17 protein-coding genes are annotated in these 18,122 nt (G+C 62.7%); 14 read left to right on the forward strand and 3 right to left on the reverse strand.

All coding sequences use genetic code 11. The features are described 5' to 3' along the window. Positions 1–105: 105 nt before the first annotated feature. The 11 genes from OHD62_RS08780 (at position 106) to OHD62_RS08830 (ending at position 12,920) form a co-directional block, all read left to right on the forward strand. Positions 106–903 carry a helix-turn-helix transcriptional regulator gene (locus tag OHD62_RS08780; protein WP_263782110.1) on the forward strand — a complete coding sequence of 266 codons (798 nt, stop codon included), beginning with the start codon at positions 106–108 and terminating at the stop codon, positions 901–903. A 170-nt stretch (positions 904–1,073) separates the two neighbouring features. Continuing rightward, positions 1,074–2,048, forward strand: a complete 975-nt coding sequence (locus OHD62_RS08785; RefSeq protein WP_263782111.1) for a sugar-binding transcriptional regulator — start codon at positions 1,074–1,076, stop codon at positions 2,046–2,048. 44 nt (positions 2,049–2,092) lie between these two features. Continuing rightward, the gene (locus tag OHD62_RS08790) at positions 2,093–3,538 is read left to right on the forward strand and encodes an ABC transporter substrate-binding protein (protein WP_263782112.1); all 1,446 of its coding nucleotides are present in this window, start codon (positions 2,093–2,095) and stop codon (positions 3,536–3,538) included. 208 nt (positions 3,539–3,746) lie between these two features. Then, positions 3,747–4,670, forward strand: a complete 924-nt coding sequence (locus OHD62_RS08795) for a carbohydrate ABC transporter permease (RefSeq protein WP_263782113.1) — start codon at positions 3,747–3,749, stop codon at positions 4,668–4,670. A 9-nt stretch (positions 4,671–4,679) separates the two neighbouring features. Next, complete coding sequence (locus OHD62_RS08800) at positions 4,680–5,537, forward strand: carbohydrate ABC transporter permease (RefSeq protein ID WP_263782114.1); 858 nt, start codon at positions 4,680–4,682, stop codon at positions 5,535–5,537. A 4-nt stretch (positions 5,538–5,541) separates the two neighbouring features. After that, positions 5,542–6,660 (forward strand): ABC transporter ATP-binding protein, encoded by a 1,119-nt coding sequence (locus OHD62_RS08805; RefSeq protein ID WP_263782115.1) that lies wholly within the window; start codon positions 5,542–5,544, stop codon positions 6,658–6,660. Next, the gene (locus OHD62_RS08810) at positions 6,657–7,781 is read left to right on the forward strand and encodes an ABC transporter ATP-binding protein (RefSeq protein ID WP_263782116.1); all 1,125 of its coding nucleotides are present in this window, start codon (positions 6,657–6,659) and stop codon (positions 7,779–7,781) included. Before OHD62_RS08805 ends, OHD62_RS08810 begins: the two co-directional genes overlap by 4 nt. Further along, on the forward strand, positions 7,781–9,364 hold the full coding sequence (locus tag OHD62_RS08815) for an FGGY-family carbohydrate kinase (protein WP_263782117.1): 1,584 nt from the start codon (positions 7,781–7,783) through the stop codon (positions 9,362–9,364). The genes OHD62_RS08810 and OHD62_RS08815 overlap by 1 nt, the downstream gene beginning before the upstream one ends. 10 nt (positions 9,365–9,374) lie before the next feature. Further along, positions 9,375–10,412, forward strand: coding sequence for a 2-hydroxyacid dehydrogenase (locus tag OHD62_RS08820; protein ID WP_263782118.1), 1,038 nt, complete (start codon positions 9,375–9,377; stop codon positions 10,410–10,412). 49 nt (positions 10,413–10,461) lie between these two features. Further along, positions 10,462–11,979: a glycerol-3-phosphate dehydrogenase gene (locus OHD62_RS08825; RefSeq protein ID WP_263782119.1), complete on the forward strand. Its 1,518-nt coding sequence runs from the start codon at positions 10,462–10,464 to the stop codon at positions 11,977–11,979. After that, positions 11,979–12,920 carry a sugar phosphate isomerase/epimerase family protein gene (locus OHD62_RS08830; RefSeq protein ID WP_263782120.1) on the forward strand — a complete coding sequence of 314 codons (942 nt, stop codon included), beginning with the start codon at positions 11,979–11,981 and terminating at the stop codon, positions 12,918–12,920. Before OHD62_RS08825 ends, OHD62_RS08830 begins: the two co-directional genes overlap by 1 nt. 39 nt (positions 12,921–12,959) lie before the next feature. Here the strand turns inward: OHD62_RS08830 and fba are convergent, their stop codons facing one another. After that, positions 12,960–14,024, reverse strand: coding sequence for a class II fructose-bisphosphate aldolase (gene fba, locus OHD62_RS08835; protein WP_263782121.1), 1,065 nt, complete (start codon positions 14,022–14,024; stop codon positions 12,960–12,962). Positions 14,025–14,297: 273 nt separating this feature from the next. Between fba and OHD62_RS08840 the strand changes: the two genes are divergently transcribed. The 3 genes from OHD62_RS08840 to OHD62_RS08850 are packed head-to-tail and all read left to right on the forward strand — an operon-like array spanning position 14,298 to position 16,326. Then, positions 14,298–15,068 carry a DeoR/GlpR family DNA-binding transcription regulator gene (locus OHD62_RS08840; RefSeq protein ID WP_263782122.1) on the forward strand — a complete coding sequence of 257 codons (771 nt, stop codon included), beginning with the start codon at positions 14,298–14,300 and terminating at the stop codon, positions 15,066–15,068. Between the two features lie 20 nt (positions 15,069–15,088). After that, positions 15,089–15,847 (forward strand): triose-phosphate isomerase, encoded by a 759-nt coding sequence (locus OHD62_RS08845; RefSeq protein WP_263782123.1) that lies wholly within the window; start codon positions 15,089–15,091, stop codon positions 15,845–15,847. Positions 15,848–15,882: 35 nt separating this feature from the next. Beyond that, a complete protein-coding gene (locus OHD62_RS08850; RefSeq protein ID WP_263782124.1) occupies positions 15,883–16,326 on the forward strand; it encodes an RpiB/LacA/LacB family sugar-phosphate isomerase in 444 nt (147 codons plus the stop codon). Positions 16,327–16,410: 84 nt separating this feature from the next. Here OHD62_RS08850 and dhaL read toward each other — a convergent pair whose 3' ends face one another. Together dhaL and OHD62_RS08860 are read right to left on the reverse strand one after the other, a co-directional pair. Further along, positions 16,411–17,049: a dihydroxyacetone kinase subunit DhaL gene (dhaL, locus tag OHD62_RS08855; protein ID WP_263782126.1), complete on the reverse strand. Its 639-nt coding sequence runs from the start codon at positions 17,047–17,049 to the stop codon at positions 16,411–16,413. Positions 17,050–17,059: 10 nt separating this feature from the next. Beyond that, a complete protein-coding gene (locus OHD62_RS08860; protein ID WP_263782127.1) occupies positions 17,060–18,073 on the reverse strand; it encodes a dihydroxyacetone kinase subunit DhaK in 1,014 nt (337 codons plus the stop codon). Positions 18,074–18,122: the final 49 nt, after the last annotated feature.

Genomic DNA, 18,122 nt, shown 5'->3' on the forward strand with positions numbered 1-18,122 from the left:
CCTTCTTCGTGGCAAGTTCGACAAATTGATCATACCCCTGTTCTTTTTGATTTACTCTACTGGTATCGTTTCTCGGGGGTATATACCCCCATTGGGGTATGATTGGTGACAAATACCGTTCTCGGAAGCCTGGCGCATGTGATCGGCACGATCGGCAAGCGTGATTTCTATCCCGCCGTCACCGAGTACCTCCACCGTTGCCTCAACTACGACAATGTGATCGTGATCGTCTTCTCAGGCGCCGCCGTGCCGGCCGTGCTGTACAAGAAGATCTACGGGCCGGACGTGTTTCGTTACCTCGCCGAGCAATATTTGCCGGCAGCCTATCTGCTTGACCCGATCTACCATTTTCATCTGAGGCGCGGAGAGCCCGGGCTCTATCGCCTGCTTGATGTCGCGCCCGATCAGTTCCGCCGCAGCCGATACTTCAAATGGTATTACGGACGGATCGGCATAACCGATGAGATTTCCGTGGTTCTGCCGATCGGCGAGAGCGCCACGATCACGATCTCGATGGGTAAGGACGGCTCTTCCGGCCAGGTCTTTTCCCAGAAGGTCGAGGAATGTCTGCGATCGCATGAACCAGTGATCATGTCGCTGCTGAGAGCCCATTGGGTCGCTTCCGAGGCCCCGCCTGCGATCGAGGCGCGCTCCATGTCGATCACCGACGGTCTCATCGCCGCGATGCGCCGGCACCACGGCGTGTTGCTGAGCAAACGCCAGGCGGAAGTCGCACTGCTCATTCTCCAGGGGCACTCCTCGCCGTCGATCGGTCTGCATCTCGGTGTGAGCCCGCAGACGGTGAAGGTCTTCCGCAAGCAGCTCTACAACAAGTGCAGCCTGTCCTCGCAGGCGGAGCTCTTTGCGCTGATGATGCCGATCCTCGAGCGGGCAACCAGCTAGGCTTCCCTGCGGCAAGGAAGGCCGCCAGGCTGACGTCGTTCGGGTGGCTTGGCAAATTCAACCCGACGTATGCGAAGGGAACCAGCCGCTTGCCACACACACGGCGCTTGACTTCAGCGAAACCTTATGAAAAATTTTGCATTAACTGATAAAAATATCATAGGGCGGAAATGGTTGGTTTTGGCAACGGTCTCCTGCGCGACGATGAAACCAGCATGGCGACACGGGCCGCCTGGCTTCATTACGCCGGCGGGCTGACCCAGTCGGAGGTCGCCAAGCGGCTCGGTCTGACCAGCCTCAAGGCGCATCGCCTCATCACCAAGGCCAATCAGGAAGGCCTGGTCAAAGTCTATATCGACGGCGAAGTGTCGGAATGCGTCGCGCTCGAAGACGAATTGTCCGGACGATACGGCCTCGACTATTGCGAAGTCGTCCCGGATTTCGATGCGGAAGAATTGCCGCTCAAGGCGCTCGGCATCGCCGGCGCGCAGTTTCTCAAGCGTGAGATCGAGCGCGGCGGGAACACGTTGATCGGCGTCGGCCATGGCCGCACGCTGGCCGCCTGCGTGGAATATCTGCCGCGCATAGCGGCCGACGGGATCCGCTTCGTTTCGCTGCTCGGCGGCTTGACGCGCAAGTTCTCGGCCAACCCTCACGACGTCATTCATCGTTTGGCCGAACGCACCGGCGCGGAAGCCTATGTCATGCCGGTGCCGATGTTCGCCAACACGGTCGAGGATCGCGCCGTGCTGCTCGGGCAGAAGGGCATCAGCGAGGTCTTCGATCTCGCCAGATCGGCTGACCTGCTCATTGCCGGCATCGGCACCGCCGAGCGCGAGGCCTCGCTGGTCGCCACCGGCATGATCGAGAAGGGCGAGATGGAAGAGACCCGTCGCAACGGAGCCGTCGGCGAACTGCTCGGTCATTTCTTCGACGAGGGCGGCAGGCCGGTGGCAACGACGGTTTCCAGCCGGGCGCTGGCGCTGGCGCGCGAAGATATCAGCAATCGCAGGATTGTCGCCGTTGCCGGCGGCAAGGTGAAGGTTCGTGCCATCAAATCGGTGTTGGAGGGCCGCTATCTCAAGGGCCTGGTCACCGATGAGCGGACGGCGCGAGCGCTCGTGGGAGAAACGCCGGTCGGGTAGCCGGCAACATCCAAGTTGAAACTACCCTGTGGAGGAGAAGAAAAATGCATGAGAAAGAAAAAGACCTGATCGACGCGTTCCTGCGCGGACAAGTCGATCGTCGTGGGCTGATCAAGGGCCTTGGCGCAATGGGCCTTGCCGCCGGCACGGCCGGCACGCTGCTCAATCTGGGGCAGACCCGCGCGCTTGCCGCGGATTTCGACTGGCAGGCGCACAAGGGCAAGACCATCAAGCTCTTGCTCAACAAGCATCCTTATGCGGATGCGATGATCGCCAACCTCGAAAACTTCAAGAAGTTGACCGGTATGGAAGTCGTCTATGACGTGTTTCCGGAGGACGTCTACTTCGACAAGGTCACCGCCGCGCTATCGGCCAGTTCGCCCGAATATGATGCGTTCATGACCGGCGCCTACATGACCTGGACATACGGCCCGGCCGGGTGGATCACCGACCTCAACGAGTGGATCAAGGACCCGGCCAAGACCAACCCGAACTATGCCTGGGACGACTTCCTGCCCGGCGTCAGGAAGTCCTGCGCCTGGAACGGCCAGCCTGGCGGCGCGCTCGGTTCCGAGGACGCCAAGCAGTGGTGCATTCCGTGGGGCTTCGAACAGAACAACATCACCTACAACAAGGGCATGTTCGACAAGGCCGGCGTCGCCGTTCCCGGCAATATGGACGAGATGGTCGCCGCGGCGGCCAAGCTCACCAAGGACGTCGGTGGCGGTGTCTACGGCATCGGCGTGCGCGGCTCGCGCTCCTGGGCGACGATCCACCCGGGCTTCCTGTCGGCCTACGCCAATTTCGACCAGAAGGATTTGAACCTGTCGGCCGACGGCAAATTGTCGGCTGCCATGAACACCACCGAATCCAAGGCCTTCCACAAGCAATGGGTGCAGATGATCCAGGAAAGCGGCCCGAAGGACTGGTCGACCTACACCTGGTATCAGGTCGGCACCGATCTCGGCGCCGGCGCCTCGGCGATGATCTTCGACGCCGACATCCTCGGCTACTTCATGAATGGCGGCGACAACAAGATGGCCGGCAAGCTGGCCTTCGCCGCCTTCAAGGCCAATCCCGCGGCCAAGGCGCCGACGCCCAACATCTGGATCTGGTCGCTGTCGATGTCCAACTTCTCCAAGGACAAGGACGCTACCTGGTACTTCATGCAATGGGCATCCGGACCAGAGCATGCCTTGTTCGGCGCCACCAAGATGGATTTCGTCAATCCGGTCCGTCAGTCGGTCTGGAAGGACGAGGTGTTCCGCGAGAAGCTGAACAAGAGCTACCCGGGCTATGTCGAGATGTTCGACGTCTCGGCGCCCGGCGCCAGCATCAAGTTCACGCCGCAGCCGCTGTTCTTCGACCTCACCACCGAATGGGCGGCGACGTTGCAGAAAATGGTGGCCAAGGAAGTGCCGGTCGACGAAGGCCTGGACAAGCTGGCCGAGAGCATCAACGGCCAGCTCAAGGAAGCCGGCCTCGGCTAATGCATGTCGCGCAAAAGTGCGCAGCGCTTTTGCGACAACGACATGCATTAACAACAAGCCACTGCGAGGCTGGCCTGCCTGCTGGCCAGCCTCACGATGTTGAATGGTTGCGACGCGGTGCCGAGCGGCGCCGCCATTCGCCCGACCGGCCGCCTTGCTCCCTTGGGCGGCCGGCAGGGCGAAGCACAGGGATGACGGGTGAGCCACGATGACTGCGGCGACAATGCAAAGAAACAGACCGTCCGGCTTCAGGATCAGCAAGCGGGTGCTGCCCTATGTGCTCAGCCTGCCGGCCTTGCTCGTCTGCATCGGCATCCTGATCCCGTTCTTCACCTCGGTGGTCTATTCGTTCCAGCGCTACCGGCTGAGCCAGCCCTGGGCGCGGCAGTTCAACTGGGGCGACAACTACATCTCCTTCTTCACCGATCCGAAGTTCTGGAACACGCTCCAGGTCTCGCTGCTCTATGCGGGCATCACCGTCCTGCTCGAACTGCTGCTCGGCCTTGCCATCGCCATGCTGCTGCAGAAGCGCTCGACGCTGAACAACTTCATCTCGATCATGCTGTTGATGCCATTGATGACGGCGCCCGCACTTGCCGCCCTGATGTGGAAGCTGATGACCAATCCCGGCTTCGGCGTGCTGAGCTATCTGGCCAGCCTCATCGGCCTGCAGGATTTCCGCTGGGCCTCGTCGCCGTCGACCGCACTTTTCACCGTCGTGCTGGTCGATATCTGGGTCTACACGCCGTTCATCATGATCCTGCTGCTTGCCGGGTTGCGCAGCCTGCCGACGCAGCCCTTCGAGGCGGCGGCACTTGATGGCGTGCCCAGGAGCTTCGTGTTCTTTCGCATCACTCTGCCGATGCTGACGCCCTATATCCTGACGGCGACGCTGTTTCGTCTGCTCGATTCCATCCAGCAGTTCGACATCATCTACGCCATGACTCAAGGCGGGCCTGGCGACACGCTGACCGTCTTCCAAGTCGAGGCCTATCTCAACTTCTTCCAGTCGACCAATGTCGGCCGCTCGGCGGCGCTGATGATCATCCTGTGGGCGATCACCTATTTCCTGTCCAACATCTTCATCAAGAACTGGCTGCGCCTGCGCGAGCGCGCCCGTGGCCTGGCATAGGAGGCCGGGATGCAACACACCTCGCTTCTCGAACGCATCTTGCGCGGCATAGCACTCACGCTGGTCGTCATTTTCTTCATGTTCCCGATCGTCTGGATCTTCATGATGTCGTTCCAGACCAACGAGACCATACTGCGCATTCCGCCGCAGCTTGTCTTCGAACCGACGCTCGCCAACTACACGGCATTGATCACCGGCAAGCTGACGACGGCGGCCGGCACGCTCGACATCGCCTTCATGCGCAACCTGTGGAATTCTGTGTTCCTGTCGGTCACCTCGGTCGCCGTCGCCCTGCTGCTGGGCGTTCCGGCGGCCTATGCCTTTGCGCGGCACAAATTCCGCGGCTCGGAGGACATCGCTTTCACGCTGTTGTCATTCCGCTTCGCGCCGGCGCTCTTGGTGCTGTTGCCGCTAACCCTCTACTTCCAGAAGCTCGGGCTGGCCAACACCTATATCGGGCTGATCTGGGTCTACCAGCTGATCTGCCTGCCGCTGATCCTGTGGATCGTGCGTGGTTATTTCGAAGACATTCCGGCCGACATCGAATACGCCTATCGCATCGCCGGCCATTCCTGGTTCGCCACCTTCCGCAAGATCGCTTTGCCGCTCGCTGGCCCCGGTATCGCCGCTGCCGGCCTGCTCGCCTTCATCTTCGCCTGGAACAATTTCGTCTTTGCGCTGGTGCTCGCCTCCGCCGACAAGCAGCCGGTGACGGTCGGCGCGCTCGCCTTCATCACCTCTTCAGGCATCCAGTACGGACAGATCTCGGCTGCGATCGTGCTGTCGATCACGCCGACGCTGGCGCTCGCGCTTTACGCGCAGCGCTATCTCGTCGAAGGCCTGTCGCTCGGCGCGGTGAAAGGATAGTCCGATGGCAAGCCTTGAACTGAAAAACATCGTCAAGCGCTACAAGAGCCAGACCGTCCTCGACAATCTGTCGCTGACCGTCGCCGATGGCGAGACACTGGTCCTGTTCGGCCCCTCGGGAGCCGGCAAGACCGTGCTGCTGCGACTGGTGGCCGGCGTCATCGACCCCGACGAAGGCAAGATCCTGATCGGCGGCGAGGACATGACCGACGTCGACGCCGAGTTCCGCGGCGTCGGCATGGCCTTCCAGAACTTCGCGCTGTTCCCTCATATGACCGCCTTCGACAACATTGCGACGCCTCTGCAGGCCAGACACTCGTCGCAAGGCACGATCAAGGCGGGCGTCGAGAGCGTCGCCAAGCTGCTCAAGATCGGCCATGTGCTCAGCCACAAGCCGCGCGCGCTGTCCAACGGCCAGAAGCAGCGCACCGCGCTCGCCCGCGCCCTGGTCGGCGCGCCGCCGCTCCTGTTGCTCGACGATCCCTTGCGCAACGTCGATGCCAAACTGCGCTTCGAGATGCGGCTCGAACTGCCAAGGCTTCTGGCCGACCGTGGCGCCACGGTCGTCTACGTCACCCAGGACTACAAGGAGGCGATGGCCCTCGGCGACCGCATCGCGGTGATGTCGCAAGGCGTCGTCAAGCAGCTCGGCACGCCCGAGCAGATCTATCGCGAGCCGGCTAACATAGAGATAGCGCGGCTGTTCGGCGACCCGACCATCAACCTGCTCGACGTCAAGCCCGCGCGTGATGCCAGGGGAATCTATGTCGGCCTATCGAATGTACAGGTCCATTTGGCAGGAGCCCCTGAGACCGCGATCGGCCGTGACTGCATTATCGGGCTCAGGCCGGAGGCATTGCATTTCGTGGGCGAAAATGAACCCGGCGCCATTCCCGTGACGGTCGAGGCCGAGACGCCGCTCAACGAAAAGATCGTCACGCTGGTGCGCACCGTGCGCGGGCGCGAGATCCTGGTGTCGCGTCCGGCCGGAACGCCGGGCGAGACCGAGGGCAAGGCCCATATCGCCGTCGACAGCAAAAGCGCGCTTTTGTTTGATCATGCAAGCGGCGAGCGGATAGGTTCGAAGAACGTCGTCAGTCTGCGCAATGGAGAAGCGGCATGAGCGCCAGCGCACTCATCATTTCCGGCGTCGACAAATTCTATGGCCCGATCGACAGGGGCGTGCACGCCGTCCAGAACCTGACGATGGAAATCGGCAAGGGCGAGATCGTCGCACTGCTTGGCTCGTCGGGCTGCGGCAAGACCTCGACATTGCGCATGATTGCCGGCTTCGAGGAGGTTTCGCGCGGCAGCATCTCGGTTGCCGGCAGACAGGTGCACAAGCTGCCGCCGGTCAAGCGCAATGTGGCGATGGCCTTCGAGGGCTATTCGCTTTATCCGCCGCTGACGGTGCGCGAGAACATGGCCTTCGCGCTGAAGGCGGCCAGGCTGCCGAAAAGCGAGGTCGACGCCAAGGTTGCCAGCATCGCCAAACTGCTCGAGATCGAGGACATCCTTGAGCGTTATCCAAGCTCTATCTCGGGCGGCCAGCAACAGCGCGCCAGCCTTGGCCGGGCGCTGATCCGCGAGGCCGATCTGCATCTGCTCGACGAGCCGATGGGCCAGCTCGAGCCGCAGCTTCGCGCGGTGCTGCGCGGCCGCATCAAGCACTTCATCAAGGAACGCGGGCTGACCGCGATCCTGGTCACCCACGACCAGACCGAGGCCAATGCGCTGGCCGACCGCATCGCGGTGATGGAAGGCGGCGTGCTGCAGCAGTTCGATACGCCTGACAGGATCAAGCAGCGGCCGGCGAACCTGTTCACCGGCACTTTTGTCGGCGAGCCGCCGATGAATGTCTTCGAAGCCTATGTCGGCACCACTGCCGGCAAGATCAATCTGCGGCTCCCCGACGGGCTCTCGCTCGACTATGACAAGGAGGCTTTCAGCGCCCCTGTGCGTGATGAGCTGCTCAACCGCGAACGAGTGGTGATCGGTGTCAGGCCCTATGCGGTGCGCCGCTCGAAAGACGGTGTGCCGGCCACGGTTTCGGCCAACCAGTGGCTCGGCGATCAGACACATATCGCCGCCGATTTCGCCGGCGGATCGCTGGTGCTGGTCGAACATGACCGAACCCGCCTGGAGCTTGGCGCGCCGATCAAGGTCAGCATCGATCCGAAGAACCTGCACGTCTTCGACCAGGCCAGCGGCAACGCCATTTCGCATGGCATGGAGCTGGCCTGATGCGGGATGTGCTGATCGGCATCGACGCCGGCACGTCTGTCATCAAGTCCGTCGCTTTCGACACGGCGGGCCGGCAGATCGCGGCCGCCGCGCTGCCGAACAAATATGAGACGTTGCCGGGCGGCGGCGCCGAGCAGGATCTGGCGCGCACCTGGCTCGATACCGCTGCTACCTTGCACCAGCTCGCCGACAAGGTGCCCAACCTCGCCAGCCGGACCATTGCGATCGCCGTAACCGGGCAGGGCGATGGCACCTGGCTGATCGACAGGGAGGGCGAGCCGGTCGCCAAGGGCTGGCTGTGGCTCGACGCGCGCGCCGCAAGGGTCGTCGAGGAAATCCGCGCCCGGCCTGAGGATCGATTGCGCTTCGAAAAGACCGGCAGCGGTCTCGCTGCTTGCCAGCAGGGATCGCAGTTCGCCTTCATGAAGCGCAACATGCCAGAAATCCTTGCCAAGGCGGCGACGGCGTTTCACTGCAAGGACTGGCTCTATTTCAGGCTGACCGGCGAGCGCGCCACCGACCCGTCAGAAGGGACCTTTACCTTCGGCGACTTCCGCACGCGCGGTTACAGCGACGAGGTGCTCGACGTGCTCGGCGTCACCGATCTCCGGCATCTGCTACCGCCGATCGTCGATGGCACCAGGCATAGTGCCGGCCTGTCGCAAGCGACGGCCGATGCCACCGGGCTCATCACCGGCACGCCTGTCGTGCTCGCCTATGTCGACGTGGTCTGCACGGCGCTCGGTGCCGGCCTGTTCGATCGAAAGCACAAGCCCGGCTGTTCCATTATCGGCTCTACCGGTATGCACATGCGGCTGGCCGAGACGCCGGACGAAGTGCTGCTGAACGAGGCGGCGACGGGTTACACCATGACCATGCCGGCGCCGGGCGTCTTTGCGCAGATGCAGTCGAACATGGCGGCGACGCTCAACATCGACTGGGTGCTTGGCATTGCCTCCGGCATTCTCGCCTCACAAGGCATCACGCGCAGCAATGGCGAGATGATCGCGCTGGTCGACGAATGGATATCTGTATCCGAGCCGGCCTCGCTGCTCTATCAGCCCTATGTATCGGAAGCCGGCGAGCGCGGGCCGTTCGTCGATGCCAATGCCCGGGCCGGCTTCGTCGGCATTTCGTCCCGGCATGGTTATGCCGACCTGGTCCGCGCCGTTTTCGAGGGGCTGGCCTTCGCGGCCCGCGATTGCTACGCCGCCATGGGTCCGCTGCCCAAGGAGATCCGCTTGACCGGCGGCGCGGCCAGAAGCCCGGCGCTGCGCAAGATCCTGGGCGCCGCGGTCGGCGCCGACATCCGCACCAGCGAGCGCGAGGAGGCGGGCGCGGCGGGCGCCGCGATGATCGCGGCGGTGTGCGTTGGCCAATACGCATCGATGGATGAATGCGTCGGCGAGTGGGTCACGCCGCTGCTTGGCGCGGCCGAGCCGAGCGACCAAAAACTTGCCGCCATCTACGAGCGGCTTGTTCCATCCTACACATTGGCGCATGAGGCGCTGCGGCCGGTCTGGCGTTCGATGGCCGCGCCCAGAACAAAAACCGACGTGACCAAAACCGACCTGACGAACTGAGAAGTCGAGTATGCGTAAGATAGCGATCATTGGCGACCGTTTCATGCTTCCCGAAGTGTTCCGCGCAAAAATCGAGGAAGCCTGCGGCGACAATCTCGACATCCGCACCCATGAGACCGCCTGGCCTGACGAGCCTATGCAGTTCGGCAACGCCGCCCTCGGCCTCGACAAGGTCAAGGAGTACTTTGGCGACCCGAACGAGGTGGTGGATTTCATCGGCGACGCCGAAATCTTCGTCACTCAGCTATCGCCGCTCTCCGAAACCATGATGCGGCGCTTGCCGGCCCTCAAGCTGGTTGCAGTGTCGCGCGGCGGCCCGATCAACATCGACATGGGCGCGGCCAAAACGCACGGCATCACCGTGGTCAACGTGCCGGGCCGCAATGCGAGTGCGGTGGCCGAGTTCACCATCGGGGCCATCCTTGCCGAGACCAGGCTGATCCGTGTCGGGCACGAAGCCTTGCGCAAGGGCGAATGGCGCGGCGATCTCTACCGCGCCGACCGCACCGGCCGCGAGCTCAGCGAAATGACCGTCGGCGTCATCGGTTACGGCAATATCGGCACCAAGGTCGTCCGCCTGTTGCGCGCCTTCGGTTGCCGCGTTCTGGTTACTGACCCTTACGTGCAATTGAGCGCCGATGACCACAACTCCGGTGTCGAGCTCGTCGCGCTCGACGACCTCTTGTCGCGCGCCGACGTGGTTACGCTCCACCCGCGAGTGACCGAAGAAACCCGTGGCCTGATCAACAGGGACACCATCGCCAGGATGAAGCCCGGAGTGATCTTCATCAACACCGCGCGCGGGCCGCTGGTCGACTATGACGCGCTGTACGAGGCATTGGTGTCCGGTCAGATCGCCAGCGCCATGCTGGAGACCTTCGCGGTCGAGCCGGTGCCGGCTGACTGGCCGCTGCTGCAATTGCCGAACGTGACCCTGACGCCGCACATCGCCGGTGCCTCGGTGCGTACCGTCACCTATGCCGCCGAACAGGCCGCCGAGGAGGTGCGCCGCTACATCGCCGGTCTGCCACCGGTCAATCCGTGCTGAAAGCCGCAGGAGTCATGAAGTATTTGCTACGCATCGAGGGCCTAGTGAGATGAGCGGCGATACCGAAATCGTCGACCTCTTCGTCATCGGCGGCGGCGTCAACGGTGCCGGCATCGCGCGCGACGCCGCCGGCCGCGGCCTTTCCGTCATCCTGTGCGAAAAGGACGATCTTGCCGAAGGCACCAGTTCGCGGTCGGGCAAGCTCGTCCATGGCGGCCTGCGCTATCTCGAATATTACGAGTTCCGCCTGGTGCGCGAGGCGCTGATCGAGCGCGAAGTTCTGCTGGAATCGGCGCCGCACATCATCTGGCCGATGCGCTTCGTGCTGCCGCACAGTCCTGATGACCGGCCGGCCTGGCTGGTTCGGCTCGGCCTGTTTCTCTACGACCATCTCGGCGGCCGCAAGCGGCTGCCGGCCACGCGCACGCTGAACTTGCACACCGCGCCCGAAGGTGCGCCGATCAAGGATGCGTTCAAACGCGGCTTCGAATATTCGGATTGCTGGGTCGACGACGCCCGCCTCGTCCTCCTCAATGCGCTCGACGCCGCGGAACGAGGTGCGAGGGTCCTGACTCGAACCGCCTGCACCGCCGCCCGCCGTGAAAACGGCCTGTGGTCGGTGGAAATGCGCGACGGCAGGACCGGTGTCAAAACCACAGTGCGAGCGCGAGGGCTGATCAATGCTGCCGGGCCCTGGGTCAACGATATCATCAACCGCGTGGCCGGCCAGAATTCCAGGCGCAACGTCCGCCTGGTCAAGGGCAGCCACATCGTCGTGCCGAAATTCTGGGAAGGACGGCAGGCCTATCTCATCCAGAACAGCGACAAGCGGGTGATCTTCATCAATCCCTACCAGAACGACCTGGCCCTGATCGGTACCACCGACATTCCCTATGACGGGCGACCGGAAGACGTTAAGGCTGACGCCAGCGAGATCGATTACCTGATCAAGGTCGTCAATCGCTACTTCAAGCGCGGGCTTGCCCGCGAGGATGTCGTCTACTCGTTTTCCGGGGTCAGGCCACTCTATGACGACAACGCCGACAATCCGAGCGCGGTGACCCGCGACTACATTTTCGAGCTCGACGCATCGGCGGGGCAGGCGCCGCTGCTCTCCGTCTTCGGCGGCAAGATCACCACCTTCCGCAAGCTGGCCGAACACGCGCTGGACCGGATCGCTCCGTTCTTTCCGAAGATGGGCAAGCCCTGGACATCGAAAGGCCATCTGCCTGGCGGCGACATCGCCAATGCCGACTTCGAGCAATTCCTCGGCGACCTCGGTCGCGACTATCCCTGGATGCCGGCATCCCTGGTCAAGCACTATGGCCGGCTCTATGGCACGAGGACGCGTATTCTGGTCGGCTCGGCGCGTTCACTTGCCGATCTCGGACGGCGCTTCGGCAAGGATTTCTTCGAGCGCGAAGCCAATTACCTGTTCGAACACGAATGGGCGCTGACATCAGCCGATATCCTGGAACGGCGCACCAAGCATGGCCTGCATCTGTCGGCCGCGGAAAGAACCGCCTTCGAGGACTGGTGCGTCGGCCGGCTGGCAAAGGCAGGTTGATGAGCTTCACGCTGTCCCTCAACACCAATCCGCTGGTCAACCGCTTTGCCGATCCGGACGATCTGATCGACACGATCGCCTACGACATCGGCATCAGGGACGTGCAGCTGACGCATGAATTCGTCAATCCCGGCTGGCCGGCGGCGACGATCGCGAAATTCATCCGGCTGTTCCGCAGTGCGCTCAACCGCACCGGCGTCCGGGTGACTTCGGGCATGACCGGCCCCTATGGCCGGCTCAATCATTTCGGCCATCCCGACGCCGATGTGCGCCGCTACTACATCGATTGGTTCAAGACCTTCGCCGACATTTCGGCGGAACTCGGCGCTGGCGGCATGGGCACGCAATTCGCGATCTTCACCCACCGGGACTATGACGATGCCGAGCGCCGCGCCCGGCTTCTCGACATCGCCATGGAATGCTGGCGCGGGGTCGCTGAGCACGCCAAAGCCGCCGGACTGACCTATCTGTTCTGGGAGCCGATGTCGGTCGGCCGCGAATTCGGCCACACGATCGAGAGCTGCCGGGCATTGCACAAGGAGATCGAGGCGGCCGGCATGGCCATTCCGCTGAAGATGATGGTCGACATCGATCATGGCGACGTGACCTCGAGCAACCCCGCCGACATCGATCCTTACGCCTGGGCCGGGGCCTTCCCACGGGAGTCGCCGATCATCCACATCAAGCAGTCGTCGATGAACAAGGGCGGCCATTGGCCATTCATCGCCGCCTACAATAGGGATGGGCGCATCACGCCGGAAAAATTCCTGGAGACGGTCCGGCGCGGCGGCGGCACCGACAATGAGATCTGCCTGGAATTGTCGTTTCGCGAGCGCGAGCCGGTCGATCACCAAGTCGTCGCCATGATCCGCGAGTCGGTCGACTACTGGGCGCCGTTCATCGACGCGGGCAGGGCCGCAATTCTGCCGCGAGCAGGATAATCGGGCGGGAGCCGAAACAGCTCCTGCCCGAGAAAGCTCTCAGCCGAATTTCGGATCGAGGCTGCCAGACTTGTAGCGCTTGGCCATTTCCGAAACCGGCAGCGGCTTGATCTTCGGCGCGTTGCCGGCGGTGCCGAACTGCTCGAAGCGCTCCTTGCAGAGCTTGCGCATCGCCGCCATCGCCGGCGTCAGATATTTGCGTGGATCGAACTCGCTCGGGTTCTCGGTCAGCACCTTGCGGATGGCGCCGGTCAGCGCCATGCGGTTGTCGGTATCGATGTTGATCTTGCGCACGCCGTGCTTGATGCCGCGCTGGATTTCCTCGACCGGCACGCCCCAGGTCGGCTTCATCTGGCCGCCATATTTGTTGATGATCTCCTGCAGCTCTTCCGGCACCGAGGACGAGCCGTGCATGACCAGGTGCATGTTCGGCAGGCGGCGGTGGATCTCCTCGATCACGTTCATCGCCAGCACCGCGCCGTCCGGCTTGCGTGAGAATTTGTAGGCGCCATGGCTGGTGCCCATGGCAACCGCCAGCGCATCGACATGCGTGTCCCTGACGAACTCCACCGCTTGTTCCGGATCGGTCAAAAGCTGGTCATGGCTGACGGCGCCTTCGACGCCATGGCCGTCTTCCTGCTCACCGCCGCCCATCTCCAGCGAACCGAGCACGCCAATCTCGCCTTCGACGGACACGCCGCCCCAATGCGCCATGTCGACAACGCGCCGCGTGATGCCGGAATTATAGGCGTAGTCGGCCGGCGTCTTGCCGTCTTCCTTCAGCGACCCGTCCATCATCACCGAGGTGAAGCCGTACTGGATGGCGGTGACGCAGGTGGCTTCGTTGTTGCCATGGTCGAGATGCATGCAGACCGGGATGTCGGGGTGGATTTCGACGAGCGCATCGATCAGCTTGGCCAGCACGACGTCATTGGCATAGGCCCGCGCCCCGCGGCTCGCCTGCAGGATGACCGGTGACTTGGTCTCCTCGGCGGCCTCCATAATGGCGAGGCCCTGTTCCATGTTGTTCATGTTGAAGGCGGGCACGCCATAGCCGTGTTCAGCGGCATGGTCGAGCAATTGTCTCAATGTGATGCGAGCCACCCAATAGTCTCCCGTGTCTGGTTTCAGGCCTGTGGTTGCGAGCCGCCCGGTCGTCGTTCGGCCCGCCGATGCTTCTGGCCGGATTTCCGCCGGACCGCAACCTTTGGACACCCCGGCCGGAGCAATTCTTGTTACAGGAAAGCGATCTGGAGAACGATAATATCTCATATAAATATAACATTATCACAAAGACTTTGATGTGATTGCGATTTTCTGTGTTATAATCCCTGTGAGGAATTCGAGGCGCACAGGGTCGCCCGGAGAAAGCTGCGCATGAAGAGCGACGGCCGGCGGCAAGGCATCATGGACTTTCTGATGGACGCGGGAACGGCGAGTGTCGACGACCTTGCCTCGCGTTTCGGCGTGTCGAAGATGACCGTTCATCGCGACCTCGACGAGCTCGAGGAAAGCGGCTTCCTGCGCAAGGTGCGTGGTGGGGCTTCGATCCAGCCGAGCGGCCTGTTCGAGAGCGATTTTCGCTACCGCCAGAAACAGGCAGGCGAAGAGAAGAGACGCCTGGCCGTAGCGGCGGTGATGATGATCGAGCCGGGCCAGACGGTGATCATCGATGACGGTTCGACGGCGGGCGGCATTGCTGGATATTTGGCCGATCTGCGCCCGCTGACGGTGATTTCCAACAATCTGGCCGTCATCCAGGAGCTGGCCGGCGTCGGCGGCATCACGCTGATCGCGCTCGGCGGCCAGTACAGCAAGAAGTTCCACGGCTTTTTCGGCCTGCTTGCCGAGGACACGTTGAAGTCGCTGCGCGCCGATGTGGCCTTCCTGTCGTCATCGGCCATCCACGGCGCCTCCGCCTTCCATCAGGACCAGGAAGTGGTCCAGACCAAGCGTCTGATGATGGCCGCCGCGGCGCGCAAATATCTGCTGGTCGATCACGGCAAGTTCGGTCGCACGGCGCTGCATTTCCTGACCGATCTCAAGGCGTTTGACACCGTCTTTACCGGTCGCCAACTGGAGCCGCCCATGCGCGAGGCGCTGGATGCCGCCGGCGTTTCGCTAACGATTGTCGACAACAAGGACTAGGATCAGGGAGTGAGAGACGCGTGGTTTACTGGGTCGGTACAAGCTGGAAGATGAACAAGACGCTCGCTGAAGCGCTGGCCTTCGCTGAAGCACTGGCCGGCTTCGTGCCGGGCTTCGACGATCGTATCCAGCCGTTCGTCATTCCGCCGTTCACGGCGGTCCGCGAGGTCAAGCGGGCGCTCTCGCCGACGCGGATCAAGGTCGGCGCCCAGAACATGCACTGGGCAGACGCCGGCGCCTGGACCGGCGAGATATCGCCGGTGATGCTGACCGATTGCGGGCTCGACCTCGTCGAACTTGGCCACAGCGAACGGCGCGAGCATTTCGGCGAGACCGACCATGCCGTCGGCCTGAAAACCGCGGCGGCGGTAAAGCATGGTTTGATACCGTTGATCTGCGTCGGCGAGACGCTGGCCGAACGCGAGAGCGGCAAGGCTGAAGCCGTGCTGATCGCGCAGGTGCAAGGCGCGCTGCAATTCCTCGAAGGCGTGGCAAAGGGAGAAAAAATCCTGTTCGCCTATGAGCCGGTCTGGGCGATCGGCGACAAGGGCATTCCGGCCAGTTCCGACTATGCCGACAGGCAGCAGGCGCTGATCAAGCAGGTCGCCGCTGATCTGCTCCCCGCCACACCGCCGGTGCTCTATGGCGGCAGCGTCAATCCAGGCAATGCCGCCGAACTGATCGGCCAGCCGCATGTCGACGGCCTGTTCATCGGCCGCTCCGCCTGGCAGGCGGAAGGTTACATCGACATCCTCCAACGCGCCTCGGCGGCGATCTGAATCAATCGAAATCTCATTCAAGGAAGGACACGACCATGAAAATAGCCATTGGAGCCGACAGCGCCGGCAAGCCGCTGCTCGACATCATCGCCGCCCATCTCGCCACCAAGCCCGGCCTCACCGTCAGCGATCTCAGCCAGGCCGGCTACTATGCCGACCTGTCGCAGAAGCTCGCCCAGACGATCGTCGATGGCGAGAACGATCGCGGCATCCTGTTTTGCGGCACCGGCATCGGTGTCTCGATTTCGGCCAACAAGGTGCCGGGCATCCGCGCAGCACTCACCCACGACACCTATTCGGCCGAACGCGCGGCGAAATCCAACAATGCGCAGATCATCACCATGGGCGCCCGCGTCATCGGTCCGGAACTGGCCAAGGCGATCGTCGACACCTGGCTGGCCTCGGAGTTCGACGAAAAGGGGCCTTCGGCCGGCAACGTCCAGGCAATCAATAAGCTTGATGCGGCGAAAGCAGGCTAGAGCATCGGACCCAAAGCCGGGTAATGATTTTGGGAAATTCTGACTTTCAAACAATAAGTTAGAGCGGCAGGCTGATTCTTCGCTCTAACCAAGGCTGTTCCGCATCGCACCGATGACGGTGACGGCCGACGCCGCGCCTGGATCCATATGCCCAAGCGACCGCTCGCCGAGCCGCGACGAGCGCCCCTTCGAAGCGATCATGTTCTTGGTCGCCTCGGCGCCGCGCTCAGCCGCTTCGAGTGCCGCACTAAAGCTCTCGGCTAGCGTCTTGCCGGCGGTATGCGCGGCGGCCGCCGCTTCGGCCGCTGGCTGCCAGGCGTCGACCATCGTCTTTTCGCCGATCTCAGCCTTGCCGCGATCCCTGATGCCTTGCGCCATCGCCTGGACCATGGCGACCACATCAGCGTCCGTCAGCACCGCCTTGCCCTTGACGGCGGCAGCGCCGCGCATGAACGCTGTCGCGTAGAGCGGGCCTGACGAGGCACCGACGGCATTGAGGAACGATTTCGCCGCCGTGTTGAGCAATGCCGTCGGTTCGATCGCCGAAAGGTCGAGTGCGGCCAGCGCATCACGCACAGCACCGAAGCCGAGCGCCATGGCGATGCCGTGGTCGGCGTCGCCGATGACGCCGTCGAGCTGACAAAGCCGGTCCTTGTCGGCCTCGATCGCCACCGCGATTTCATCGAACATTGTTTTCAGGCGAGCCGTGTCTATCACAGTCATGGAACTGCTCTCAGCCGGCGCGGAACATGGCGCAGTCGCAAGGGTGGTCGAGCATGGTCTGCAATTCGCCGTCGAGATGCATCAGCGTCACCGAAGCGCCGGCCATCTCCAGCGAAGTGCAGTAGTTGCCGACCCAGGTCGCATGGATGGAAACGCCGATGTCGTCGAGCCTCTGCTTGACGCGCCGGTTCACGATGTAGAGCTCCATCAGCGGTGTCGAACCGAGCGAGTTGACGAGCACCGCGACCTTGTCGCCGCGTGCCGGCGCCATCTCGTCGAGGATGTTGTCCAGCATCTCGTCGGTGATCTCGTCGGCGGTCTTGAGCTTGCCGCGCGCGATGCCGGGTTCGCCATGGATGCCCATGCCGATCTCCATTTCGTCTTCGCCGATCTCGAAATTCGGTCGGCGGGTCTGCGGCAGCGAGCAGGGCGACAGCGCCACGCCCATGGTGAAAGTGTGGTCGTTGGCTTTTTTGGCGATGCGCTCGCATTCGTCGAAGGACAGCATCCGGTCGCAGGCTGCACCGGCCGCCTTGAAGATGAAGAAATTGCCGGCGACGCCACGCCGCTTCTGCCGCTGGTCGCGCGGTGCCGAGGCGACATCGTCGGTGCTCAGCACCGTGCGCACCTCGATGTCGTCCATTGCTGCCATCTCGGCCGCCATGTCGAAATTCATAACGTCGCCGGCATAGTTGCCATACATGAACAGCACGCCAGCACCGGCGCTCACCGCCTTGGCGCATTCGAGGATCGGGTCCGGCGGCGGCGAGGCAAAGACGTTGCCTATTGCCGCCGCGTCCGCCAGTCCCTTGCCGACAAAGCCGAGAAAGGTCGGTTCGTGACCCGAACCACCGCCGATGACGAGGCCGACCTTGCCGGGGCGCCGGCCGTCGCGGGCGATGATAGAGCGCGGGCTGCCGTCCACGCTCTTGAGGTGGCGGGGATGCGCGGCGAGAATCCCTTCCAACATCTCGTCGACGGAACGGTTGCCGTCGTTGATGATCTTCTTGGTCTGCACCGGCATCCTCCCGAACTCGGCATTTTCGCAAATACTACCGTGTGTTATCGCGATT

The organism is Mesorhizobium sp. YC-39 (assembly GCF_025753795.1).
GTDB lineage: Bacteria > Pseudomonadota > Alphaproteobacteria > Rhizobiales > Rhizobiaceae > Mesorhizobium.

Coding starts and splice junctions, on each gene's coding strand:
- OHD62_RS08785 (WP_263782111.1), top strand. CDS start 1,074: ATGGTTGGTTTTGGCAACGGTCTCCTGCGCGACGATGAAACCAGCATG.
- OHD62_RS08790 (WP_263782112.1), top strand. CDS start 2,093: ATGCATGAGAAAGAAAAAGACCTGATCGACGCGTTCCTGCGCGGACAA.
- OHD62_RS08795 (WP_263782113.1), top strand. CDS start 3,747: ATGACTGCGGCGACAATGCAAAGAAACAGACCGTCCGGCTTCAGGATC.
- OHD62_RS08800 (WP_263782114.1), top strand. CDS start 4,680: ATGCAACACACCTCGCTTCTCGAACGCATCTTGCGCGGCATAGCACTC.
- OHD62_RS08805 (WP_263782115.1), top strand. CDS start 5,542: ATGGCAAGCCTTGAACTGAAAAACATCGTCAAGCGCTACAAGAGCCAG.
- OHD62_RS08810 (WP_263782116.1), top strand. CDS start 6,657: ATGAGCGCCAGCGCACTCATCATTTCCGGCGTCGACAAATTCTATGGC.
- OHD62_RS08815 (WP_263782117.1), top strand. CDS start 7,781: ATGCGGGATGTGCTGATCGGCATCGACGCCGGCACGTCTGTCATCAAG.
- OHD62_RS08820 (WP_263782118.1), top strand. CDS start 9,375: ATGCGTAAGATAGCGATCATTGGCGACCGTTTCATGCTTCCCGAAGTG.
- OHD62_RS08825 (WP_263782119.1), top strand. CDS start 10,462: ATGAGCGGCGATACCGAAATCGTCGACCTCTTCGTCATCGGCGGCGGC.
- OHD62_RS08830 (WP_263782120.1), top strand. CDS start 11,979: ATGAGCTTCACGCTGTCCCTCAACACCAATCCGCTGGTCAACCGCTTT.
- OHD62_RS08840 (WP_263782122.1), top strand. CDS start 14,298: ATGAAGAGCGACGGCCGGCGGCAAGGCATCATGGACTTTCTGATGGAC.
- OHD62_RS08850 (WP_263782124.1), top strand. CDS start 15,883: ATGAAAATAGCCATTGGAGCCGACAGCGCCGGCAAGCCGCTGCTCGAC.
- dhaL (WP_263782126.1), bottom strand. CDS start 17,049: ATGACTGTGATAGACACGGCTCGCCTGAAAACAATGTTCGATGAAATC.
- OHD62_RS08860 (WP_263782127.1), bottom strand. CDS start 18,073: ATGCCGGTGCAGACCAAGAAGATCATCAACGACGGCAACCGTTCCGTC.